General features: G+C 37.8%; 23 protein-coding genes. 11 read left to right on the forward strand and 12 right to left on the reverse strand.

From position 1 onward, the window contains the following. The first annotated feature begins 132 nt into the window (after positions 1–132). Together CRO15_RS05005 and CRO15_RS20000 are read left to right on the forward strand one after the other, a co-directional pair. Positions 133–2,349, forward strand: a complete 2,217-nt coding sequence (locus tag CRO15_RS05005; RefSeq protein ID WP_097044653.1) for a xanthine dehydrogenase family protein molybdopterin-binding subunit — start codon at positions 133–135, stop codon at positions 2,347–2,349. Between the two features lie 250 nt (positions 2,350–2,599). Beyond that, complete coding sequence (locus CRO15_RS20000) at positions 2,600–2,731, forward strand: hypothetical protein (RefSeq protein WP_280950951.1); 132 nt, start codon at positions 2,600–2,602, stop codon at positions 2,729–2,731. Between the two features lie 257 nt (positions 2,732–2,988). On the opposite strand, the gene CRO15_RS19710 is transcribed toward CRO15_RS20000, so the two are convergent. Then, complete coding sequence (locus CRO15_RS19710) at positions 2,989–3,132, reverse strand: hypothetical protein (RefSeq protein ID WP_165769909.1); 144 nt, start codon at positions 3,130–3,132, stop codon at positions 2,989–2,991. 132 nt (positions 3,133–3,264) lie between these two features. Here CRO15_RS19710 and CRO15_RS05015 point away from each other — a divergent pair, with 132 nt between their 5' ends. From CRO15_RS05015 to CRO15_RS05030, 4 genes are all read left to right on the forward strand, one after another. Then, entirely contained in the window at positions 3,265–3,519 is a 255-nt protein-coding gene (locus CRO15_RS05015) for a hypothetical protein (RefSeq protein WP_097044655.1), read from the forward strand. Between the two features lie 237 nt (positions 3,520–3,756). Continuing rightward, positions 3,757–4,011, forward strand: coding sequence for a hypothetical protein (locus CRO15_RS05020; protein ID WP_097044656.1), 255 nt, complete (start codon positions 3,757–3,759; stop codon positions 4,009–4,011). A 277-nt stretch (positions 4,012–4,288) separates the two neighbouring features. Next, complete coding sequence (locus CRO15_RS05025) at positions 4,289–4,621, forward strand: single-stranded DNA-binding protein (RefSeq protein WP_097044657.1); 333 nt, start codon at positions 4,289–4,291, stop codon at positions 4,619–4,621. A gap of 185 nt (positions 4,622–4,806) precedes the next feature. Beyond that, positions 4,807–5,181, forward strand: coding sequence for a hypothetical protein (locus CRO15_RS05030; protein ID WP_097044658.1), 375 nt, complete (start codon positions 4,807–4,809; stop codon positions 5,179–5,181). A 260-nt stretch (positions 5,182–5,441) separates the two neighbouring features. Here the strand turns inward: CRO15_RS05030 and CRO15_RS05035 are convergent, their stop codons facing one another. The 4 genes from CRO15_RS05035 to metG all read right to left on the reverse strand — a co-directional run bounded on the left by CRO15_RS05035 (position 5,442) and on the right by metG (position 11,238). Beyond that, positions 5,442–5,963, reverse strand: a complete 522-nt coding sequence (locus CRO15_RS05035; RefSeq protein ID WP_097044659.1) for a ferritin — start codon at positions 5,961–5,963, stop codon at positions 5,442–5,444. Between the two features lie 69 nt (positions 5,964–6,032). Beyond that, a complete protein-coding gene (locus CRO15_RS05040) occupies positions 6,033–6,872 on the reverse strand; it encodes a phosphatase PAP2 family protein (RefSeq protein ID WP_097044660.1) in 840 nt (279 codons plus the stop codon). 110 nt (positions 6,873–6,982) lie between these two features. Beyond that, positions 6,983–9,106 carry a Tex family protein gene (locus CRO15_RS05045; RefSeq protein ID WP_097044661.1) on the reverse strand — a complete coding sequence of 708 codons (2,124 nt, stop codon included), beginning with the start codon at positions 9,104–9,106 and terminating at the stop codon, positions 6,983–6,985. Between the two features lie 23 nt (positions 9,107–9,129). After that, entirely contained in the window at positions 9,130–11,238 is a 2,109-nt protein-coding gene (metG, locus tag CRO15_RS05050) for a methionine--tRNA ligase (RefSeq protein ID WP_097044662.1), read from the reverse strand. Between the two features lie 98 nt (positions 11,239–11,336). Here metG and CRO15_RS05055 point away from each other — a divergent pair, with 98 nt between their 5' ends. Next, positions 11,337–11,567, forward strand: coding sequence for a hypothetical protein (locus CRO15_RS05055; protein ID WP_133067205.1), 231 nt, complete (start codon positions 11,337–11,339; stop codon positions 11,565–11,567). Between the two features lie 87 nt (positions 11,568–11,654). Here CRO15_RS05055 and CRO15_RS05060 read toward each other — a convergent pair whose 3' ends face one another. Together CRO15_RS05060 and CRO15_RS05065 are read right to left on the reverse strand one after the other, a co-directional pair. Continuing rightward, positions 11,655–13,367 carry a DUF1501 domain-containing protein gene (locus CRO15_RS05060; protein ID WP_097044664.1) on the reverse strand — a complete coding sequence of 571 codons (1,713 nt, stop codon included), beginning with the start codon at positions 13,365–13,367 and terminating at the stop codon, positions 11,655–11,657. A gap of 8 nt (positions 13,368–13,375) precedes the next feature. Continuing rightward, positions 13,376–14,860: a DUF1800 domain-containing protein gene (locus CRO15_RS05065; RefSeq protein ID WP_097044665.1), complete on the reverse strand. Its 1,485-nt coding sequence runs from the start codon at positions 14,858–14,860 to the stop codon at positions 13,376–13,378. 169 nt (positions 14,861–15,029) lie between these two features. On the opposite strand from CRO15_RS05065, the gene CRO15_RS05070 reads away from it, so the two are divergent. From CRO15_RS05070 to CRO15_RS05085, 4 genes are all read left to right on the forward strand, one after another. Further along, positions 15,030–15,389, forward strand: coding sequence for a YraN family protein (locus tag CRO15_RS05070; RefSeq protein ID WP_097044666.1), 360 nt, complete (start codon positions 15,030–15,032; stop codon positions 15,387–15,389). A 58-nt stretch (positions 15,390–15,447) separates the two neighbouring features. Further along, positions 15,448–16,107 carry an aspartate kinase gene (locus CRO15_RS05075; protein WP_097044667.1) on the forward strand — a complete coding sequence of 220 codons (660 nt, stop codon included), beginning with the start codon at positions 15,448–15,450 and terminating at the stop codon, positions 16,105–16,107. A gap of 63 nt (positions 16,108–16,170) precedes the next feature. Continuing rightward, a complete protein-coding gene (locus CRO15_RS05080) occupies positions 16,171–18,153 on the forward strand; it encodes a DUF3352 domain-containing protein (protein WP_097044668.1) in 1,983 nt (660 codons plus the stop codon). Between the two features lie 125 nt (positions 18,154–18,278). After that, positions 18,279–19,382, forward strand: coding sequence for a serine hydrolase domain-containing protein (locus tag CRO15_RS05085; RefSeq protein WP_243396914.1), 1,104 nt, complete (start codon positions 18,279–18,281; stop codon positions 19,380–19,382). Here CRO15_RS05085 and CRO15_RS05090 read toward each other — a convergent pair. Genes CRO15_RS05090 through CRO15_RS05110 form a run of 5 tightly spaced genes read right to left on the reverse strand, consistent with a single transcriptional unit; the run spans position 19,362 to position 24,819 of the window. After that, the gene (locus tag CRO15_RS05090; protein ID WP_097044670.1) at positions 19,362–20,078 is read right to left on the reverse strand and encodes a Dph6-related ATP pyrophosphatase; all 717 of its coding nucleotides are present in this window, start codon (positions 20,076–20,078) and stop codon (positions 19,362–19,364) included. The two genes, CRO15_RS05085 and CRO15_RS05090, sit on opposite strands and share 21 nt — an antisense overlap. A 35-nt stretch (positions 20,079–20,113) precedes the next feature. After that, a complete protein-coding gene (locus tag CRO15_RS05095) occupies positions 20,114–21,055 on the reverse strand; it encodes a hypothetical protein (protein ID WP_097044671.1) in 942 nt (313 codons plus the stop codon). A gap of 3 nt (positions 21,056–21,058) precedes the next feature. Next, a complete protein-coding gene (locus CRO15_RS05100) occupies positions 21,059–22,507 on the reverse strand; it encodes an MBOAT family O-acyltransferase (RefSeq protein WP_097044672.1) in 1,449 nt (482 codons plus the stop codon). A gap of 8 nt (positions 22,508–22,515) precedes the next feature. After that, the gene (locus CRO15_RS05105) at positions 22,516–23,757 is read right to left on the reverse strand and encodes a GNAT family N-acetyltransferase (RefSeq protein ID WP_097044673.1); all 1,242 of its coding nucleotides are present in this window, start codon (positions 23,755–23,757) and stop codon (positions 22,516–22,518) included. Between the two features lie 21 nt (positions 23,758–23,778). Then, positions 23,779–24,819 carry a peptidoglycan bridge formation glycyltransferase FemA/FemB family protein gene (locus CRO15_RS05110; protein WP_207763812.1) on the reverse strand — a complete coding sequence of 347 codons (1,041 nt, stop codon included), beginning with the start codon at positions 24,817–24,819 and terminating at the stop codon, positions 23,779–23,781. Between the last annotated feature and the right edge of the window lie 133 nt (positions 24,820–24,952).

Consider the following 24,952-nt stretch of genomic DNA (forward strand, 5'->3'; position numbering starts at 1 on the left):
GTCCGTTCACTATCAAAAATCCGTCAGTTTACTGCAACGCCCCTTTTTCTTCTTTCCAAAAGGGTAAGTTTAAAAATCAAACTCGAGTACTGCTGTCCTAAGATTTGTTCATCAATCAATCCTTACTTCATTATGAATTCAAATACATTCAAAAAAACAAATGGCATTCAACGTAGGAACTTTATAAAACTGACTGCAACGGCAAGTGGAGCTTTGATTGTTGGCGTGTATCTTCACTCTTGCAAAGGAGAAAAGAAACCAGTCGAGAACTATGAATTCTTGCCTTTAGTGACCATTGACACTGAAGGATGGGTGACCCTTATTGCCAAAAACCCTGAGATAGGCCAAGGTGTAAAAACTTCCCTTCCCATGATTTTGGCCGAGGAGTTAGGAGCCGATTGGGAGAAAGTAAAGGTTATCCAAGGTGATTTCAACGAAATGTACGAGGAACAATGGGCCGGTGGAAGCTATGCTATTATTCTGAATTGGGATTTGATGCGAAAAGCTGGAGCCCAAGTAAGGTATGCGCTTGTTGAGGTGGCATCCAAAAGAATGGGCATACCTGCAACTGAACTTATCACCCAAAAAGGAGAAGTGGTACATAAAAAATCTGGTAAAACTGTTCCTTTTGGTGAACTGGTTATGGAGGCAGCCCAAGTTACGTTGTCTGATGAAGTGGAATTTAAACCTTTGGAAGCTTATAATATTGTTGGTAAGAGTCTTCCACAGGTCGATTTGGATAAAATTGTCAGTGGGACAGCTGAGTTCGGAATCGACATAAAACTTCCCGATATGTTGTATGCCACTGTGCGGAAAAATCCAGTTCATAATGGTAAAGTAGATAGTTTTGATGCTACAGATGCCCTGGCTCTAAACGGCGTCATCGATGTTATTGCTTTGGACAATGAGGCATATGGAGGGCGACTTTTGGGTCCCAATAGCCCCAACTTTGTCAACGGAGTTGCTGTAGTGGCGAATTCTACTTGGGTCGCATTCAAAGAAGCAGAAAAACTTAAGATTAACTGGGACAATGCTAGTTCAAGAAATGAAAACACTGAGGATATATTTGAACGTTTTCGCACACAACTTACAAATACAACCATTGAAAGGGAAGATGGTAATTTGGATTTGGCAAATAAACAAGCAACTTCCATTGTAGAGAGTGTGTATGAAGTTCCTTTTTTAGCTCATGCCACTATGGAACCCATGAACTGCACTGTGGATTTCCGAGACGACTTTTGTGAAGTTTGGGCACCAACGCAAAATCCGGAAGCTTTACAAGAAGGTTTGATTAAATTGTTTGGATTGAGCCCTGAGAAGATAAGAATTCATATCCCGCGAGTTGGAGGCGCTTTTGGCAGAAGATATTATGTGGATTATGCCATGGACGCTGCAATTTTGTCCAAGGAAACGGGGAGACCGGTTAAATTGACTTGGACTAGGGAAGAGGATTTCAAACATGGTTGGTATAGACCGGGAAGCGTTCAAAAATTGACCGCTACGCTTGATAGCGATGGAATGGTCACTGGATGGCAACATATTTTGGCTAATGCTTCGCGCAAAACTTGTTTGGGGCGTGAGGGAAGACCAGCCGACACCGAAATCGATGAATATGAGTTTCCGGCTGGATTTGTCCCCAATCTGCGATTTGAATATGGACATGTTTTAAGTGATGTGCCCTTGGGACAATGGCGAGCTGTAGCACCAGGGGCAAATGCATTTCCCATCCAAAGTTTCCTGGATGAACTTGCTTTCAAGAATAATATGGACCCCATTGATTACTTCTTAAAATTTATTGGTCCGGCCCGAATGGTGCCAGTGGTTGGGGAGTACGAGTTTGATAATACACGATTCATTAGTGTGATCGAAAAGGTCAGGAAGAATAGTGATTGGGACACACCACTGCCCAAAGGGCAGGGAAGGGGTTTTGCTGCTCGAAAAATGTCGGGATCCTTTATTGCAGAGGTGGTGACAGTAGAAGTGTTGGGGAACAATAAGGTGAATATTCTTAGAGTAGATGCAGTTGTGGACTGTGGAATTGTGGTAAACCCATCCGGAGCTTTGGCACAAGTTGAAGGCGCCATTTTGGAAGGTCTCTGTGCTGCACTTTATGGCGAAATTACGATTAAGGATGGAGCTACAGAGCAATCCAATTTTCATGATTATCGTTGGATACGCATGGGGGAGGCACCTGATATGTATGTTGAATTTGTTAAAAATGATCTACCACCTCGAGGTTTGGGGGAGCCGCCTTTACCACCAGCAATTCCTGCATTGACCAATGCCATTTTTGCGGCCACGGGTCAACGGATACGTAAACTACCGATAGTGAGGAATTTTAGTTTATAGACGTCCATATCCAAAGTTGGATAAGGTCAACAAAAAAGGGATAAAAAGCCAAGTGGCCTTTATCCCAAATATGTAGAATTACGTGTATCCTTCATGGCTTGAATTTCCCCAAATCTAACCTAACTTTGTAAGAATACTCTTATATAACCGTAAATAATGGTAATTATTGCTGTCTAGTCGGAAAAAGAACTTAAAAGTGATTAAAATCGGTAACAGCAAAAGTGCTTACTTTCATGTTATAAACCCAACTATGAAAGCTCAAAATGAAGTCACAATTGTAATGACAAGTGCAGTTTTAACCGTGGTGGTCTTAGTGAGTGTTTGGTTGTATAGAGCCTACAAATCCAAGGAAAAGGCTGAGGATGAATCTGGGGATAGGTAATTCACTTTATTTATAATCTTCTTTAATTTGTATATAGGTACCAATAAAGGGCATCTATATACAAAGTGGGACAAAACATTAAATCAAAATGAATATTTTTGGCTTCTATGAATTTTCCACCTGCCGTCAAAAAGTTTATAGGAGTAATGCTGATTCTAATGAGCATGGCTTTTTTAGCAAGGCTTATAGCATTTCTTCCTATTCTAGCCACAGAGTTTTCTACTGCAATTAATGAGAATAAGGGGTATTATTGGGGTTCATTCACCTTTATCCTCATATTGAACATCTTCTTTTGGATTATGACCTATTACATGTTCCAATACGGTAGAAAGCTTTTCAAGAGCAAGGTTTAACCCTCCTGAACCAGAAAAGAATCTAGGGGTTGATAGGGTGAGTGACATCTATATACATAATGGGACAGGATGAGTATTTGGTTTCTGCGAAAAAACAATTAAACGATTTTGACTTCTTTATGCGGTATAATTTCCTACATTTAAAAATTAATTATATCTATTAACTAAACACAAAATTTTATGAAATCATTCTTATTGGCAACTTTTGCACTTGCGTCGTTTGGGTTTTCAACAAGCCCCAAAAAAAGTACTAATGCACTAAAAACGTTGGATTGTGAGCAGGTTATCGAATGGGGGACTTGGTCTGGAAACGGCTGTGGCTCAAGAATAAACAAAGTCTTAAACTACGGGGATGAATGTGGGGCTAACTTTTATGTATGGGAATTTGCAACCTGTGACAAGAAAATGCCAAAAGACCCTGGACATCCATTTTAGTATAACTAGCCATTAAAAGCGTCATCCAGATTATTTACACAAGTAATCTGGTTTTTTATGCCAATATGAAACGATGTATCAGCATAGAATCTAGGGGTTGAGTGGGTGAGTGGTGGGCATCTATATACAAAGTGGGACAGGAATGAATTAAAAATGACCTATTATAGGGTTATATTTTCGAATAGTGATATATATTCCTACATTTATATTTGTCAACTTTAATTTAACTTAAGTTTTATGAGATTACTTTTATTGGCAGCTTTCGTGGTTGTATCGTTTAGTTTTTCTACAAGTATTGAAAACAAACCTAAAGCGGAAATGGTTATGGATTGTGAACCAGTATTTGAATGGGGAAATTGGTCCGGTAATGGTTGTGGTTCTAGATTGAACAAAATTGTCAACGTTGGTGGAGAGTGTGGTAATATTTCTTATGAGTGGCAATTTAGGACGTGTAGTAAGAAACCACCAAAACCACCTGGAAACCCATATTAATCCAATTAACTTCTTAAAGTATTATCCAGATTGTCTCCAATGATAATCTGGATTTTTTAAATTAGAGAATGCATCCTGAACCAGAAAAAGAATCTAGGGATTGATAGGGTGAGTGACAAATAAAGAAGTGTTATAATTATTCTAAAACGACTACATCCGTTTACAAACGAAAACAAATGTTTTAAAACCGATTCATAATTTTGACCCGTGCTAAGTTTGTCCTGTCGAATGATAAGAGTTCGATAGTATTAACTGTTTAACACGTAAAATTATAATTATGAATTCGCTAAAAAACAAAGTACAGTTGATTGGAAACTTAGGAAATGATCCCGAAATGGTAATGCTGGAAAATGGCAATAAACTGGCCAAGTTTTCCATCGCCACAAACGAAACTTATAAAAGCGCAACGGGAGAGAAGGTGACTGATACGCAATGGCATAATATTGTGGCCTGGGACAAAGTTGCGGAGATTGTTGAGAATTTCTTGGTAAAAGGAAAGGAAGTAGCTATTGAAGGAAAGCTTGTTTCGCGATCTTATGAAACCAAAGAGGGTGAAAAAAGGTACGTTACTGAGATAAAGTGCAATGAGCTTTTAATGCTTGGAAAGTAATACTCTTCAAATACGGATTATCGAAAAAGCGGGTCAATTGACCCGCTTTCTTTTTGACTAGCAACATTTAACAGTAAATTATAGATAAGTGATGCAACCATTTAAGAAATTGAATGTCTTTTATATGAATGTAAGACAAGATGAAATTTGTTCGGATACATATCGTAATTTTTGCAAGCTGCTGCATGGGTGCTTTTGCCCAGGATAAGGCTCATACAAAACATGGATTACGTTTTTATGAGCAACTGGCTCAGCGCGATGCTGATTATGAGAAATCACTTCAACTTTTAACGCATCAGGACGAATCTGATTATTGGATAGATCAGGGTAATTTTGAAAGGCAATTGGGTAAATCGGATTTTGCATCATATTTGGCATACATGAAAGGCAAAAAAGATGCTTACAACGGGCACTTAAAAACCTGTGATCATAAAGTACCGCATAGTGAATTGTACTTGCAAAAGGCCAAAGAATATCTCTCGTTAACCGATTTGGAATTTACCATGATGAAGGATAGCCAGAAAGTAGTACGGTCATCCATCAAAAAGAAAAGACAATAAAATAGCAAAAGCCACCTTTAAGGTGGCTTTTTTTATGCTACTTTCTTCAGCAGGTCAAAACATGGGCAACGCTTACAGCGTTTATTTTCTCCCTTTTTATATTTTTTACAGCACTTGGTCTTGCAATTCGTTGGTGCAAGCTCCCTTAGCAAAGAACTGTTCCTTTTTTTGATTTTCTTCTTCTTTTTACCCATCCTAAGAAAAACGATGGGCCAAAAATAGTTATTTTAAATTAATCTAAATAAAAGATTTATCAACAATTATTCGCCCGCGGTATCTGAAGCGGCACTTTCAACAGTAAGCTGTTGTATATCGCGATCAAAAAGATATAGCCCTCCCTTGTCGTTTCCAATCAAATTGATTTTGTCCAGAACTGTACGTGCCAAAGCTTCTTCTTCTAATTGCTCCGCAACATACCATTGTAAAAAGTTGTGTGTGGCGTAATCTTTCTCCTCAAGTGTAACATGCACGAGGTCGTTGATGCTTTGAGAGACAAAAATCTCATGGTCATACAATTCCTGAAACATTTCTTTAAATGTTCCAAAATCTGTTTTGGGCGCTTTTAAGTCAGAAATATGGGCATGTCCTCCTCTTTCATTGACATATTTGACCAGTTTGAGCATGTGCATACGCTCCTCATCGGAGTGACCATACATAAATCCGGCAACACCTTCCAAACCTTTTACCTCTGCCCATGAAGCCATGGAAAGATAAACCTGTGATGATTCTGCTTCTATTCGTATTTGCTCGTTAAGTGCTTTTTCGAGTTTTTTGGATAACATGTTCTTGATTTTTGTGCCATAAAATTACAAAATGGGTATGACTCTAAGCACCAATTTGAGCATATTACATTAAAAGTGAATAGCCACTCCCATGGTTCCGGGTCCAAAATTGAGATTCCAGCTCAACTTTTTTTGATTTTGATTGTATTTTTCATTGTACTTGGAATCCAAGTAGCGATCTATGGATTCTACAATGAAGATGCTCAATACCGTACTAAAAGCGATATCTGACACCCAATGAAAACGATCTGTGATTCTTGCAAAACCTGGAATGAGTCCTACAGTATAAATCCCTGCTTTTACCCACGGGTTTTTAAATTGCTTGGCAATGGCATAGGCATTACTGAAGGCAAGCATGGCATGTCCGGAAGGAAAGGAATCATAATCAAAGACCCTATTTAAATGAAAGGGGTCATAAACATCTGAGCTATCACCACTTTTAGGTCTGGCCCTACCAATAAGACGTTTACTTACTTGTTGCAAAAAACCTCCTGCTGTTGCAGATGCAATTAAAAGCACACCTGTTCTTCGTAATTTTTCATTTTTGGTGAACAACCCTGCCAAATAAACCCCTCCTGTTAGCATATAGTTATTTTCTGGGCTTCCATATTCATTACCATAATCCACAAGAAAGTCTGGAACGTCATTTCTAAAACCATTCGCCCAATCATCTATTTCATCATCAACAGTAAATAAAACTGCTGTACCGGCTGCCATATAGCCAAGGTTTGCCCAACTGTTGCCCTTCCAATGAAAAGGTCGGCTGTAGGCATGACCAATACTGCCAAAAACATTGCCCATATCATAAGTGAAATTGTTCCAAGTATTTTTTTTGTTGGAATGAATCTGTTCTTGGGCATGCAATTGAATCCCCAAAAATAATAGAAGGCAAAAAATGATTGGTTTCATGGTTCAGATATGCTGGAGGTTAAACAACTAAAGTTAAAAATAAATTTCTTGAGCAAACAAGGTGTAGATGAGACGGCAAACTACATACAACATTACTATTCCCTTTGGATTTACTTGTGCAATGCCAGCTGTATACGTTTTCTGGGTATGTCAACATCCAAAACTTTTACAACCACTTGTTGATGAAGGCTTACATGCTCATTGACATCCTTTACAAAGGAATCGGAAAGATTTGAAATATGGATAAGTCCACTTTCTTTAATGCCAATATCTACAAAACAACCAAAGTTGGTTATATTATTGATAATGCCGGGCAACAACTGTCCTTGTTGTAGATCTGTAATCTGTTTGATGTTTTGGTTGAAAGTAAATACTTTGGCTTTTTCCCTACGATCCAATCCTGGTTTTTCCAATTCTTCCAGAATATCTTCTAAAGTGGGCATTCCAATGGTATCTGTACAGTATCTTTTAAGGTCGATACTTTGCAAAATGGTTTTATTTCGGATGATCTCGGATAAAGGTACTCCCTTGTCCTTGGCCATTTTTTCTACAATTGGATAACTTTCTGGGTGCACTGCTGAGTCATCCAAAGGATTCTCACTTTCTTTAATACGCAAAAAACCAGCTCCTTGTTCAAAAGCCTTTCCACCTAAACGGGGTACTTTTTTAATGTCTTTTCTATTTTTAAATGCACCATTTTCATTTCGATACGTCACGATATTTTCGGCCAATTTTGGACCAATACCAGATACATAACTAAGTAAAGGAACACTGGCAGTGTTTATGTTGACCCCTACGGAGTTCACACAACTTTCAACAACAGTATCTAAGGATGTTTTTAGCTTGCTTTGATCCACATCATGTTGATATTGACCTACACCAATGGATTTGGCATCTATTTTCACCAGCTCGGCCAAGGGGTCGGCCAATCGACGACCAATAGAAACCGCTCCTCTGACAGTTACGTCATAATTGGGAAATTCTTCCCGTGCAATCTTGGATGCTGAATAAATGGAAGCTCCTGCCTCGCTGACCACAAAAACCTCAATTGGGTTTTTAAAATGGATTCGTTTGACCAATTGCTCTGTTTCTCGAGATGCCGTCCCGTTACCAATGGCAATTGCCTCAATCTTGTGGGCATCTACCAAAGAGCTAATTTTTTTGATGGCGCCAGAGCTATCGTTTTGAGGGGCGTGCGGATAAATGGTCTCGTTGTGTTTTAAATCACCTTGCGCATCCAAACAGACCACTTTACAGCCAGTCCTAAAACCGGGATCTATGGCCAATATGCGTTTTTCACCTAAAGGTGCGCCAAGTAAAAGCTGCTTCAGGTTTTTAGAGAACACCTTAATAGCGTCGGTATCTGCATTTTCCTTGGCAGTTTTTAAAAGCTCATTGGATAATGAAGGGAACAAAAGACGTTTGTAGGAATCTGCTATCGCCAATTCAATTTGTTCGGCGCAGGCATTATTGGATTTAATGATTCGTCTTTCAATATTCTGTAATGCCTTATCCTCATCAATTTCGATTTTGACACGTATGAAACCTTCTTTTTCCGCTCGTAAAATAGCCAAAAACCGATGTGAAGGACAACGGTTCAAAGGCTCGTTCCAATCAAAATAGTCTCGGAATTTTTGTGCTTTCTCATCATCTTTTTTCGTTTTGATGACTTTGGTGACCAATATGGCATGTCGCTCTAATTGGTTTCGCAGTTGGTTTCTGATATCTGAGCGTTCATTGATCCATTCGGCAATAATATGTCGGGCGCCTTCCAATGCTTCATCCTCATTTTGGATTTGATTGTTGAGGTATTTGGAGGCAATGAATTCAATCTCATCACTCCGTTGGGCCATGATGATTTTAGCCAAGGACTCAAGTCCATTTTTACGTGCTGTCTCTGCTTTCGTTTTTTTACTTTTTTTGAAAGGGAGGTAGAGATCCTCCAAACTGGTCAGGTCAGCACAATTTTGAAATCGTGTTTGTAGCTCAGGAGTCAGTAACCCTTGTTCACCAACTGCTTTTATAATGGCCGTTTTTCTTTTTTCTAGGGCTTCAAACTCGGTTTTATACTTTACAATGGAACCAATTTCAACCTCATCCAAATTACCGGTACGTTCTTTTCTATACCTTGAGATAAAGGGAATGGTACAATCCTCATTTAATAGTGTAACCGTATTTTCAATACTTTGCTCTGAAAGTTGGGTGTGCTTAAGTATATAATGGATGAGTTGCATAAATCTCTTTTTGGCGGAGGAAATTAACTTATACCTTCTCCATTCCCAACTGCATCTTCATCAGGGTTTACAAAAACCAATTTACCATCTTGGTTCTCGGTCATTAAGATCATTCCCTCACTTTCCACACCACGTAGTTTTCTTGGGGCTAGGTTGACCAAAACGGTCACTTTTTTACCAACGATTTCTTCAGGTTTAAAGCTTTCAGCAATACCGGAAACAATGGTTCGGGTGTCCAATCCGGTGTCAACTTTCAATACTAAAAGTTTGTTCGCCTTGGGCATTTTTTCGGCTTCAACAATGGTTCCTACCCTCATGTCCAGTTTTGTGAAATCATCAAAAGTAATGGTCTCTTTTTGTGGGGTTATTTCTTTCTCCATCTGTTCATTTACCTTTTTCGTTGCTTCAAGTTTTGTCAATTGGGCTTCAATTTCTTTGTCCTCCACTTTGCGGAACAACAATTCACTTTTATTGATTTGATGTCCTGAAGGGAGTAATGTTTCTTTTGAACTTATTTTATCCCAATCGAGACTTCGGCTTCGCTCAGTCTCCGAAGATTGGTCGCTGAGCGAAGTCGAAGCGACATTCAGAATTCCTTTCAACCTTATAGAGGTAAAAGGTAAAAATGGTTCGCTAAGAACGGCTAATCCTGTTGCAATTTGCAAGGCTACATACATCACTGTTTTTACACGCTCCTCATCGGTTTTGATAATTTTCCATGGTTCTTCATCTGCCAAATATTTGTTGCCAAGGCGCGCCAAATTCATTAACTCCTGACTAGCTTCTCTAAAGCGATATCGATTCAATGAATTTTCTAGAATTTCGGGAAAGCCCTTGAGAGTTTCCAAAGTCTGTCTGTCAACTTCCTTTAATTCCGAAGGTGCGGGAATAACCCCATCATAATATTTATGGGTCAATACGGTTACCCGGTTAATAAAATTCCCAAAAATAGCAACCAGCTCATTGTTATTTCTTGCCTGAAAATCTTTCCATGTAAAATCGTTGTCCTTGGTTTCTGGAGCATTGGCTGTTAATGTATATCGGAGAACATCTTCCATTCCAGGAAATTCCTCTAAATATTCGTGCAACCACACTGCCCAATTTTTAGAAGTGGAGAGTTTGTTGCCTTCCAGATTTAAAAACTCGTTGGCTGGAACATTTTCTGGCAGCACAAAATCGCCATGCGCCTTTAACATGCTTGGAAAAATGATACAGTGAAAAACAATATTGTCCTTCCCTATAAAATGGAGCAATTTGGTGTCTTTATCTTTCCAATAAGGTTCCCAATCCTTTCTTTCGCGCTCTGCCCACTCTTTAGTGGAAGAGATGTACCCAATTGGAGCATCAAACCAAACATAAAGTACTTTTCCTTCACCGCCTTCAACAGGAACGGGAATTCCCCAATCCAAATCTCGGGTAACGGCACGTGGTTTTAACCCATCATCTATCCAAGATTTACACTGACCATATACATTGGGTTTCCAGTCGTTTTTGTGACCTTCCAGAATCCATTCTTTTAAGAAATCCTCATAGCGATCTAGTGGTAAAAACCAATGTTTGGTTCTCTTCAATGCTGGAACTCCTCCGGTAATCGTTGACTTTGGATTAATGAGATCCGTTGCATTCAAAGACGAACCACAATTCTCACATTGATCACCGTAAGCTTCCTCATTGCCACATCTGGGACAGGTTCCCACAACAAAACGATCGGCCAAAAACTGTTGGGCCTCTTCGTCATACAGTTGTTCGGTAACCTCTTCTATAAAATCGTTTTGCTGGTATAGTTTTTCAAAAAAATCCGAAGCAGTCTTATGGTGAACCTCTGCTGAGGTTCTTGAATAATTGTCAAAGGTGATACCGAAATCAACAAATGATTTTTTGATGATTCCATGGTATTTGTCAATTATCTCTTTTGGAGATACTCCTTCTTTTTTAGCCTTCATGGGGATGGCCACGCCATGTTCGTCGCTTCCACAAATAAAAGCCACATCGTTCCCTTTTAATCGTAAATAACGAGAATAGATATCTGCTGGGACATAAACCCCGGCCAAATGGCCGATATGGATGGGACCATTGGTATATGGTAGCGCCGCAGTAATGGTATATCTAGAAGGAGTTGTGGTCTTGAACATGTTGTACTGTAATTAAGCCCCAAAAATACTGAATTTCATTGGAGTGATTCCATGCTTTTTTGGCACTTATTGAAGCTTATCATGATATCGAAAAACAAATGATTTTAAAAATAAATGAAGGCGTTACGAGTTATTTATACGAATCCACTTACAAAATAGAAATTATGAGTGTTGGTAATCCAAAAAAGTTCAAAAAGCTTGAGAAATTCAAGGAAGTTTTAAAAGAGGAGCAAAAAGAAGAATTGTCCAGAGTGTACAAAGACAAAAATCATGAAGTAAAGAAAGCATTGGGATTTAAAACCGATAAGGACAAATCAAAGTTGACCTAAAAAGGAAACCTCCGAATCGTACAGCCCAAATTGGGGTGGGGGGATGCACTATCGGAGGATTCTGGAATGTATGCGTTCTCTAAAAGGTTACATTAGCATTACTGATTTACTCATTCTTTCTTCTCCAACACGGATTTGGTAGATGTATTTTCCAGTGGAGAGACTATCCCGCATCCGATCTCTAATATTTATCTCTGCAGAACCTTCCAACATCATTTCATTGAAAACAGTACCTACATTTTGCCCAAGAATGTTATATAATTGAATATCAACATGGGCGGCAACAGGCATTTCCAAATAAATATGTGGAGTGTTTTCTGTTGGGTAATAGGGTCTGTGGACTATGGCAGCCAATGCATCTGGGTCTGGATCCATACCATCTGGACTAGGTGGAGTATCCGGTAATGTTGGTGGATCACTATCCATGGCAATATCTGGGAACTCCGTTCCACTGCAATTAAACCCTAGGTTAATAGGATTATAGGGATGTTCTAATAAATGTTGTTCTACCAGTGGAATTGGTACACAGAGCCATTCTGCCAATACGGTGGCATACAAATCCCTAAAGTCCATGGTGTATTCCAGGTTTCCACGCCCGTTTGGATTATCTAAAGAAGGATGGTCGCCAACAAAAGCACTTCCATTTAAACCTGATCCAAAGAATAGGGTAGGTGCGGCTTTTCCGTGATCTGTTCCGTTTGAACCATTTTCAAAGATTCTTCGACCAAACTCGGAGAAGGTCATACTTAAAACCTTGTCATCTTGCTGGGTGAAGGCAATATCATCATAGAAATTTTGCACAGCAATGGAAAGGTTCGTCATTAAACGCTCATGGGCAAGTGGTTGGTTACCGTGGGTGTCAAAACCACCCATGGAAATCATGTATACCTTGGTGCCAAGATTTCCTTTGATCAATCGTGCCAATAAGGCCAATTGTCTTGCAAAACCATTGTCTTGGTATTCCACCTGGTTTTGTCCTCTTTCGTATGCTTCGTGAATTTTCCCTGCATATTCGTAAGTGGTGTTGGCAACCCCTCTTAGAAAGCGCAACTGATCACCATACATACAATTATCAAAAGGAGCATTCTCGATGTCGTAGAAGAATCCAGTTTGGGCAATTTCCTCCAACTGATCAATGTTGTTGGTGACAAAGGCATAGTTGGTTTCCTCGCCTTGGAAAACCAGATTGGATAGGTTACCAATTTGGATTGCCGCAGGAGCTTCAGGCGGATTGATCAAATAATCTGGATAGCATTGTTCAAAATGTCTACCCATCCAGCCTGTGTTCAATCCAGAGAAACCGGTTGTGGTCAAATCCGTGTTAGCATAAATATCTGACCCTGTGAAATGGGAAAGACTTTGGTTTTCATAACCTACACCATGAGCGGCTTTAAAGCGTCCTTCGCCCCACATAGGTTCTAGGGCGTTCATGTAGGTAGGTACTCCAAAATCATCGGTAAGTTTTAGGACCTTACTTTCTGGGATGTAAATGTTAGGCCTAGCGTTAGCATAAGTATCATATTGTTGGATAGGAATAACAGTGCTTAGTCCATCGTTTCCTCCTGATAATCTAATAAGAATTAGAATATTGTCAGTTTCTGCATCAGCAATTGCCGAAGTAAAAGGAGACGGGGCTGAAGCGGATACGAGGTTGCTTCCTAGAAACATGGAACCAGATCCAGCTATACCCAATGCTTGGATAAAGGAACGCCTGCTCCATGTTTTATGTTCTTGATCATGGCCATCATGTTCGAGGCCTTTGTGTGGTGTTGTATCGTGGGTATGATGAGTATCGCACATGGGTAGGGTTATTTAAGTTGAAATTCGGGTTCTCTAACTAAATGTAGGAGTAGAAGATATACTTGAGTATTAGCATCATCCAAAGTCATATTCCATGAGCCAGTTTCGTATACATTATTATCTTCATAAGGTTCTCTGAACACCGTGATAGCTCTATTATAGTCAATATCGGTTAGCAAACCTTTAGGGAGGAATTTGTCAATTATCGCCCTTGCAACGATGTCAGGATCTGTTTCTGTAGCTCCATTAGCACCAGTCGCTTCGATTCCTAAAGTTCTAAACTGCTCAGGATCTGCTTGAAAAAAGCGCTCTAGGAATACTTCTGAAGTCAACCAACGACCAATAATAAAATTGGTATTGATCCATTGTCTATCTCGTTGCCAACCTGCAACATCAAAAGGGTCAAAAAGTGTTTGGCCAATCATCCTTGAAGCATCAATAACATTGATTACGGTTCCATCGTCATAAGTGAACCCGGTTTCCTTGAGCAGATTCAAATACAAATCAAATGGACTCTTTATGATAACTCCAATGGCATCTTCATCAAAAAAGTGCTGGCTTTTAAATAACTGGGAAAGTACTGGGGCAATCTCAAAATTGTTGGCCGTAAATGTAGCCGCCATTCCGTTGATTATGGTCTCTGCATTACCATCTGCATCGTCAGAATCTGGATGCACAAAGAACTCGTACAATTTCTTACAGATAAACCATGCTATTTCATTTGGTCTTTCAGTAAACAGGATATTGATGACATCATCATACCCCCAATTACCTGTTTGACCAAAGATGGTTTTGTTCTCAGTATTAAAATCTTCTGGGTTAAAGGTGACCTGTGTACATCCTTCTTCACCTCTTTCGGTATATCCAGAAATGGCTTTGGCGGTTTCTATGATATCCTCTTCCGTATAGTTGTTACCTTCACCAAGGGTGAAAAGCTCATACAGTTCACGGGCATAGTTCTCGTTAGGATTGTTTCCTCGGTTTCGTACCCCATCCAAATAATAGAGCATGGCACTGGTCAATCCTATTTCACTTACAAATGTTCTGAAATTACCTAGGGCATTTCGTTGCAAACAGTTTATATAATAATATAAAAAGGAATTACAATCATAAACATCGATTTCGGTAACAAAATGATTGCTCCAAAAGAAGCTCATCCTGTCTCTAAGCTCATTGTCCAAAAGGGCATTACCATATGCGGTGGCAAATTCTTCTTGTTGGGTTCTTCGTAATTGCCCGGCTAAATCGTCATCTGCAGGATAGTCCGCATTGGTCCAATCTGCCCAAGTTGGTGCTGGGATTGGAGGTACTGCAAGGGCTTGATTTACTAAATTGTCCACAAGGGCTCCAGCTGTTTGTCCAACAGCTGCGTTAATGGTTTGTACTGAGGCACTAAAACCTAGCCTCCGATACAAATGGGCAGCACGCAACTCATCTAGTGGAGTTGTGTACGGCGCCAAAGTTGAGGAATTACAATTGATAAAGTACTCCATAGCAATGTCTGGCGTTAATTAGGTCCATAGTTTTGGGGCAACTATATGTTTAGTTAACGTTGGGTGTGGTTCAATTCAGCCAACAAATTACAATCTAAACGCTGTTTTTGCCGTGAACTACCATTTTTTTCGATGAACTGCACATATTTTTTAATATTTTTCAAAATCTATGGGGAAACACAATGAATTTGGAAAGCTCGGAGAGCAAATTGCGGTAGATTTTTTGCAAAAAAAGGGATATGAAATATGTTTTAGGAATTATCGATATCTAAAAGCAGAAGTAGATGTCATTGCCAAAATAGGGGAAACGTTGGTTGTTGTAGAGGTAAAAACCAGGACTTCTGATTTTCTAGAAGATATGCAAAGTGTAATAAGTCCGAAGAAAATAAAACTTCTTACCCTTGCTGCAGATCAATATGTTCAAGAGCATGATCTGGATATTGAAGTGCGATTTGATGTTATCATCGTTATCAAAAAAATAGAAGGTTTTGAAGTTGAACACTTGGAGAATGCGTTTTATCATTTTTAACCATTTGTTTTATTTGTAACAATGTGTTATTTTTGTTGCGCCAATCCAAACCAATCAAATGAAAACAATTTCTGCCGTAGTTGAACATTACATCAAAAAGAAGCCCTTTCTTCAAAGTGCTTTGGCTCAAGGAATTATTAACCTTACCTCTTTATCCAGGCAGATAAAACCAGAAATTTCTGATGAATTAGGTAAAGATGTAAAGGATGGTGCCATTGTGATGGCGCTTAAACGCCTTTCGGATGATTTGGAGTTTCGCGCTACACACAAAATTGTAAAGGTGCTTAAAAATATTGGGGAGATTACCGTTCGTTCCTCATTGACGGATTATACTTTCTTGGCATCTGAAACCATACTGCAACAACAAGCCAAACTTTTGGAAGAGGTAAATGCGAATCAAGATGTGTTTTATACATCATCCAGAGGGGTAAATGAGATCAATATTGTAATTAGTAGCGTTATGGATAGTGTTGTGGAAAAATACTTTAACCACGAACGTTGTTCCCAAAAAGCTGAAAATCTATCCTCAATTACGGTAAAGTTACCTGCTGAGAATGTTTCGGTTCCCGGAATATACTATTTCATTTTTCAACGATTGGCTTGGGAGGGGATTGTGCTGTACGAAGTGATTTCTACTACCAACGAGTTTACCATTTTGGTGAACGAAGAACAGGTTGATGTGGCCTTCAAAACCATCAAGGATCTAAAAGCACTATAAGGTATTATCCTAATAAACTAAACCGCTGGCTTTTTCGTTGTTAGAAAAGACACTTCTTTTCCAATGACAAAAAAAAGAATTCTTCTTGGGCTGTTGGCCCTGTTGGTACTGTACTTGAGTTACTTGGCCTACATTTTTATTTTGTCGCCCAAAACAAATCTACAGTCCATTTATCTGATTCCGAAAGATGCTGTTTTTGTCATAGAATCAGAAAAACCAGTTGAAAGCTGGCAAAAAATCGGAAAAAGCGAGACCTGGAAACACCTTCAGAAGAATGGGTATTTTGCAGAACTTACTGAGAATATTCAAAAAGTAGATACAGTCTTTAACAACAACCATAGATTGTTCGAGTTTTTTGATGGCCGCTCGCTGTTCATTTCCATTCATATGATTTCCGAAAAAGATTACGGAATTTTTTATGTGTTGGACCTGAAACGTATTGCCAAGCTCAAACTGCTCAAAACCTACTTGAACACACTGCTCAATGACAACTTTACATTGAGTAAACGCAATTATCACAATCATGAATTGTTGGAGGTATATGATCGTAAGAATAAAGAGGTCATGTATCTATCGTTTATCAAGAATCAATTGGTGGCCTCCTATACCCATACTTTGGTTGAGGCTTCCATTGACCAATACCAGGAGCCAGTGTTAGGAAGAAATCTGGATTTTATTGAGGTAAATAAAAGGGTTGGTTATGAAGATTTGTTCCGACTGTACCTTCAATATGATTTTTTGGATGATTACTACAAACGGTTTTCAGATAAGCCAAGTGAATGGATGAATCGGGTAAGTGAGAATTTTTTGTTCTCAGGATTTAGTTTTGATTTGGATAGAGACAATACAATCACTGCCAAAGGATTCACTAATATTAGTTCAACAAACCAGCATTATTTAACAGCCCTCCAACAATCGGGAAAATCCAAACGCGATGTTCCAAAGATTGCCCCTGAACGTACGGCACTATATCTGAGTTATGGATTTGATAGCTTTTCAGAATTTTATAAGAATTTTGAAATGGTTCAACAGAACGATTCTTCAGAATTTGAAAGCTACAAAGACGGAATGGCGAAGGTTGAAAAATTCCTCAAAATTGATGTTAAGAAGAATTTTGTGAGTTGGATAGGGGATGAGATTGCGTTGTTGCAAATTCAATCTTTTATTTCAAAAGGAAAAAATGATGTGGCATTGGTTTTAAAAGCCTCAGATATTGATAAAGCTAAAACGAATTTGGATTTTGTCCTGAAACAAATTAAAAAGAAGACTCCTGTAAAATTTAAGGCGGTGACCTACAAGGAACATGAAATTAATTTCCTTTCTATCAAAGGCTTCTTCAAAATGTTGTTGGGAAATCGATTTAAGGAATTTGACAAACCCTATTTTACCTTGATCGATGAATATGTAGTGTTCAGCAATAATCCCAATACCTTAAAAAGTATCATTGACGATTTTAAAGCGGGAAAGACACTTTCCACATCAGAAGATTTTCAAAATTTTGACAAAAAATTTGAGACTGAATCCAGTTTGTTCATTTATAGCAATATTCCTGTATTATATAATAATATATATGCACTGGCAGATAAAACTACCAAGCAACAGTTAAAAAAGAACAAGGATTTTATTATCTGTTTTCCCCAAACTGGTTTTCAATTGACGCCGGAAGATGACCTTTTTAAGACAAGATTGGTGGTCAACTATGAAGATGTGGATATGGTGAAGACAAAACATCAGTTTCAACAAAAGATTACCTCATCAACGCAAAGAGCCATTCCTAAAAGCAATAATGAAGTTACTGAAGCCATTTTTGAGCTTAAACCTATTTATCCATCGGATTTGAATGCCAAGACTTTTTCCAGAAACTATGCGAATGGAAATGTTAGGTTTGAAGTAGAGTTGAAAGATGGGCTTAAACATGGGAAATACACTCAGTATTATCCAGATGGAACCGAAAAAATGACTGGACGTTTTAGGAAAGATGAGCAAGTTGGCACGTGGCGTTATTTTGACAAAAGCGAGGAGTTGCTCATCAAAAAGCGGTTCTAATTTCCTCACTAAGTTTCAAGATTCAGAATGCAATCACTAACTTGATTTCCAAAATCAAGTATACTTTAATGAAAAGAATTATCTATCCCATCGTCTTTTTGATTTGTGTATTGGCTCCTCAGCATATGGTGATGGGTCAAGAATTTTATTTTCCGCAACGGAATGAGGTGTGGAAGAAGGTCACCACTAATCAATTCACCTATGATCAGAAAAAATTGCAAACCGCCATTGATTTTGCGATGGAGAATGAATATTCCGGTTCTCAAGATTTACGTCAAGCAATTTTAAAAGGATTTCAACGAGAACCATTCCATGAAATTTTAGGACCGACCAAAAAGCGGGGCGGACCTGCAGGGATGATTTTGAAAAACGGGTTTCTTATAACGTCATGGGGAGATACCCAGCGCGTGGATATGACTTTTAGTGTCACCAAAAGTTTTCTTTCCACCACTGCAGGTTTGGCTGTGGACAAAGGACTGATTTCGGCTATTGATGACCAAGTGGGAAAGTACATTTGGGATGGCACTTTTGACGGGGAACACAATGGAAAAATCACATGGGAGCACTTGCTCCAGCAGAATTCGGATTGGTCGGGAGAACTTTGGGGCCTTAAAGATTGGGCGGATCGTCCTCCCAGAGAAGGCGGATTGGATGATTGGAAATTTCGAAAACTCAATGAACCAGGTTCTGTAATGGAATATAATGATGTTCGGGTAAACGTGTTGTCCTATTCGCTTACTCATGTGTGGCGCAAGCCCTTGCCTATGGTTTTAAAAGAGAATTTTATGGATAAGATTAATGCCTCCACCACTTGGCGTTGGCATGGTTATAATCATGCTTGGACGGAAATTGATGGGATACAAATGAAATCGGTTACTGGAGGAGGACATTCCGGAGCTGGATTGTTCATTAGTACAGAAGACATGGCACGTTTTGGATTGGTTTTTTTGAATCATGGAAAATGGAAAAACCAACAAATAATCAGTGAGGATTGGATTGTAAAAGCAACAAAGCCTTCGATTCCAAATGTTAATTATGGTTATATGTGGTGGCTAAACCAAAAAGGAGCTCGGCATTGGGAAGGCGTCCCGGAACATATATTTTATGCAGCCGGGTTTGGAGGTAATTTTATTGTGATAGATCAAAAGAGTGGATTGATGTTGGTGACCCGATGGTTAGAACCCCAAAAAATTGGAGAGTTTGTTAAACTAGTTTACGAAGCCTTTTAGCAGAATATCGCAAAATCCAAATTTGATGCTATTCTGTTTATCGGATGGATTGTCATAAGTTTTAAAAATAGTTTCCCCTAATTCGAATTCAATGGGATGATTAAAAATTGGCCCATCAAAACAAAAAGTATGGAACTCACCATTTTCGCCGCAAGGGTCAACATCCTCTGGTAATATATCAATAAGCTCTGGGGAAAGTTCTTTCCCCAAAAAAGAAATGTCCAATTTAGAGTTATTGATGCATACGATTACTGCCCGGAACCCTAATTCAAAAAACTCTTCGAGCAATTCCCTAGTATTTCTTTTCCAGATTGGGAAGATGGTCTGTATTCCTACAGATGAAAGCATTTTTTCCCTGTAGACCTTTAAATCTTCCAAAAAAATATCGCCAAAACAGGTGTGGGTATAGCCCTCAGATTTTAATTGTTCGATTTTGTTGCTCATCAAAGCGCTATACTCTTCCATAGAAGGACTTTCAGGAACCTCAAGAATATCCAAGGGAATCCCAGTAGCTTTAGCTTGAATTTCCAAAACCTCTCTTGGAAGACCATGCATAGACACTCTGTTATAATGTGCGTTAACGGTGGTCAATAAACAACTAATATCATGTTGATTTTGTTGTTGTAGGTGATAAAGCGCCAATGCAGAATCCTTTCCAGAACTCCAATTAAAATAGGTTTTTGGTTTTTGGGGCATTAATCGAAGATATAATATTCAGATTGCAAATATCCTTAATCTTTCGTCGGTAATGAATCTGAAATTAACTTTGCGATTAGGCTTCTGCCGTGATTGTTCCAGTGCTGATCATAAATCAATGTTGTAGGCAGGTCAGTTTCTTTAAATATTTTGCCGTAATCCAGGTATTTGATGTTATTTACATTACAATAATCTAAAAAAGAACTTGGTGTTTTCCTACCATCAATTAAAAAGAAAGTCTTAGTGTAATTTATAGGATATTTTGAACAGAGTGTTTTAAAATTATTGAGTAATAAACTATCTCTGTTTTCTTCATGGTTCCATTTTGATTCAATAGCTTTTTTTTGAGGTGTTGCTTTAATGATCAATTCTTGGATCGGATCCAAAACTCCAATTCTTGACGCATATAAAATTATCTTAAACCTATCCCTGATTTTAAAAATAGGTGAGGCCAGTGTTTGTATTCTTTCCCTGTCAGGGGTATATGTGTCTCTATTAAGGTCGGTTCTATAGTCTAAGTATATGATTATATAGTCAATCTTCTCAAATTCCTCTGCGTAAGCTTGGAGAAGATGTAGTTGATTTGAAAGGTCATAACCGGCATATCCATACTCGTACACTTCTGTTTTGTTGTTTAATTGTTCTTCGATCTTTTTGCCTATGGATTTATCATAATCCTCATGAAAACCTTCAATAAAAGAATCTCCAATCAACGCTATTTCAGTATTGGAAAAGCTAGGGTTAAACTCCCTGAATGAATTAAAACCAGAATGGTTGATTCTGAATTTAGAGAAATTTTGATTTCTGTTGCCTGTTACTGCAAAACCTTCGCTATTTGGAACTCTCTTTTCTACCTCATTTGGGTCGATAAATCGTTGAGGATCTTCAGAATGAAGATGAAAAACTCTTGCCAAAAGCTCTAAGACAACAAGTATCGATACAAAGTAAACAATAGATTTTATGACGAGTTTCTTCATTTGTTAAAACTGAAAGTATATGAATGATCTGTCAATATGGTCATCGTACATGAGCAACATGCCAAAGACTAACAATACATACAGCAGAAATCTTATGGCCCTAGACCTAAAAGGTATAGGGTTTCTTTCATCTCTTCTGATAAAGTATTCATAGCACAAAAACAATCCAAGTAAAACAAAATAATCTAACCATCTGTAACCTAAAGGGTGCGGGTAAGGTTCAAAATTGGGACTGGAAAACAATTTAGTTAGATATTCAAAAGCTACATTAACGGAGCTGGCCCTGAAAAACACCCAGGAAATGGTTACAAGAGTAAATGTGGATAATATTTGAAGGATTTCTTTGATCGATGGGAGGATGCTATTTCCTCCTACTGTTCCCTCAATAAATACCCTGTTTTTGTTGGACAAAAACAATGGAACAAAAAGTAAGGCATGAAATCCTCCCCAGAAAATGAAGGTCCAATTGGCCCCATGCCAGAAGCCACTTACCAGAAAAATTACAAATATGTTCCTAATTGTATTTGATTTTTCCCCTTTGGAACCTCCTAATGGAATATATAGATAATCCCTAAACCATGTTGATAATGAAATATGCCACCTTCTCCAGAACTCAGCTATATTTCTTGAAAAATAGGGAAACTTAAAGTTTGAAGTAAGCTCTATGCCAAACATCTTAGAAGTGCCAATGGCAATATCCGAGTATCCACTAAAATCACAATATATCTGAAAACCGAAAAATACCGCACCCATTATTAGTACAGGTGAGGACAACTGGGTGTAATTCACAAAAATATCATCCACAATTGGTGCCAGGGCATCGGCAATTGCTATTTTTTTAAACAATCCCCACAACATTAACTTCATGCCATCTTTAGCTTGTGTATAACTAAAACTCCTTTTATGAAGGATTTGGGGCAAAAGCCTAGAAGCTCTTTCAATAGGGCCTGCTACCAACTGGGGGAAGAAACTCACAAACGCAGCAAAAGCAATAAAATCATGTGTTGGAGTTAGTTTTTTGCGATAAATATCCAAAGAGTATGAAAGGGTTTGAAATGTGTAAAAAGAAATGCCAACGGGTAATATAATGTTAAGGGTAAGATTGTCTTGGTTATCATATCCGAAGATGTTCAACATCTTTGAAAAAGAATCCACAAAAAAATTGAAATATTTAAAAAAACCAAGAATTCCTATATTGAAAAGAACACTTGTCCAAAGCCATTTTTTACTGCTTTTTTTATTTGCTGTATAGATTTTTTTGCCAATTATGAAATCTACAACCGTGCTCAAAAAAATCAATGTCAAAAATCTCCAATCCCAGTATCCATAAAAAACATAGCTTAAGACAACCAAAAGAAGGTTTTGAGCTTTTAGATTGGATTTAAAAACCAGCCAATATAGTCCAAATGCTATGGGAAGGAATACAATATATTCTATGGAATTGAACAGCATGGCCTTTTTTAAATTTTATAAGGATATACTTTCTGAATTTTCTTTTCTCCCTTGAAAAAGAAAGAGGAATTTTCTTTTTCAAAATACACGGACACATTTTTAATATGCTCGGAGTTCAGATATAAAAAATCAAAGAGATGCTGTACAACATTTGAATTGTTTATTGCGCTTACATCTATTTGATTTAATAGTTCGTTTTTAGGCAGTTCCTCAAGTTTCAAGATTTTAAATTGATTAGTTTCTTTTGCTTTGCGAGACCCTGCTTTTAGGAAAAAAGCTGACCTGTGCAAAAAAACATTCACTTTCCATTCCCTAAGTTTTTGTTTCAATTTAAAATAGGAAGATAAAAAGTGTGCAATAACAATAGCAGGTAAGTATCCTTTGTCATAAAGAATGTGGTATTCAAAGGAGTAAATTTGATTCCCCCATCTTTTTTTATAATCAAAATATCCTTTGGAAAAATCCAATATAGTAAAGCCGCTCTTCATACACCATTCAATTAGATACATGATGTTTATGTAACCAAGATTGAATTTGGAATAATCAGTGTTAAAAACTGTAATGGCATCAAACAAGATTTTTCCCTTAACAAAATTTAGGGTAATCGCAATTGGGACATCTTCATTGTACACTACAAATAGGCATGCTTTTTTTTCCAGAATCATTTGTAAAGAAACCTCTATGAAAAATTCCCACTCCTTCGGATTCAAATTGTTATTGGTAATTTTTTTTTGAGAAAATCGTTTTATCAGTAAATCCTTGAACTTAGTGAAGATTTTGGCATGTTCTTCTGCTGTAATTTGACCATAATACATTTTTGTACTGACATCAAATGAAGCGTTAAGCCTGATGCGATTCTTCTTAAGTTTATACCTGCCATGCTTGCTAAAACTCTTTTTTAAATAATCATCTAGATTTTCATATTGGTTGAAATCGATTAGAAAACCCGGGTATTGCATTATTTTATTAATGGCCAATTGTTTCTTCTTAAAATTGGAAGAGTTGTTTAAGTACTCGGGTACATCATAAATTAAAAAGACTTTTTTCCTGTAGTCTGACTCATTATGATTGATAGTATAACAGATTCCTTTTGTATTGTTTTTGCCAATATTTGTATAAAGAGGTAATGTTTTGTGTTTTATAAATGAAAGGTCAGGGATAAAATCAAAATTGGCTTTAGATACCATTGGGCTAAAGTGTTTTAGCCAAAGTGAGGTAAAAGGAGCCGAAGTAAAAGGATTGTCACTCATAGAAACTGAATTTGTTAATCTCTAGAGACTGCATCGGTAACAAGGGAAAAAATCTGTGCAATCCCTATAGTTGGAAACACAGGTCTTTTTTTGATCTCTTTTTACTATTTCTTCATAAATTTCCTCATCGCTAATAAATTTCCATACTTGAAAAGTCTTTTGGTATTTTGAGAAACTTTTCTTAAAATGAAACAAGGAATCCTCCTTGCTTCCCACACCTCCGCCTAAATTCAAATATTTGTAATTTTCTGCCGTGGCAGATGTTCTAGCGCTATCTATCAAAAACTTAATAGGGTTTAGATGCAAAAACTCTAGTTTAGTACCAGAAAGGTGATAATGTACCATCTCTCCTTTTTTAATAAAAAGCGCACCCGCAATAACCTCTCCACTTTGATTTTCATAGGCCAGCAGAATTTCTGATTTAAACTCCAAGCTGTTCATTAGTTTTTGAAAATAATCCTTGTCAAAGAAATATTCTTCCTTTGCATTATGCTTTTTCATAGTTTGATGATATATGTCCATGAACATGGTAATATCCTTTTGGGTAGATGCATACCTAACTGTACAATTTTTCTTAGCTTTATTTATATAGGTCTTTAATCTTTTATGGTAATACTGCCTTTGGATTTCAGGTTTTTCAGTAAGGTCGATATACACGATTTTCCCCAAGTTAGAGACAGTTCCCAAATCCTTAAAGCACACTTTCTGGCAGCAAAAAAAAGGATGTAGTCTTGTAAAAACGGATATTATATCCATCTCATTAAATAAAGATCTCAGTTCTGTTTTAAAATTGGTGTTATCAAAATGTTCGTCAATATTTTTGGTTATTGGACCTGCATATCCATAAACCGAAGTGGCATCTTTGTATTTAGTTCCCTGTATTTGGCGAACTAGTAAAGGGAGTAGGATTATTTTATCCTCTTCAATATAGTTGATTAAAATTGGCTTTTCATGATTGCCTGAACCTAAGCAGTGATAGGCATATGTGTGGTAGAAATCTGTAGGAGCCAAAGCTTTCAATAGATTGTTCCATTTCCCCTGCTCTTCTACAATTTCAATCATCTGATCTGGATATGCTTGTTTTAAATCTAACAAAGCTATCACCATTGGACTCCTAACGGTATGATATATATCACCTTTTGCTACTACTCTTTCTTTGATACTGTTTTTACTTTGATACAGAGATTTGATGTAG

It is taken from the genome of Flagellimonas pacifica, assembly GCF_900215465.1.
Classification (GTDB): Bacteria; Bacteroidota; Bacteroidia; order Flavobacteriales; family Flavobacteriaceae; genus Flagellimonas; species Flagellimonas pacifica.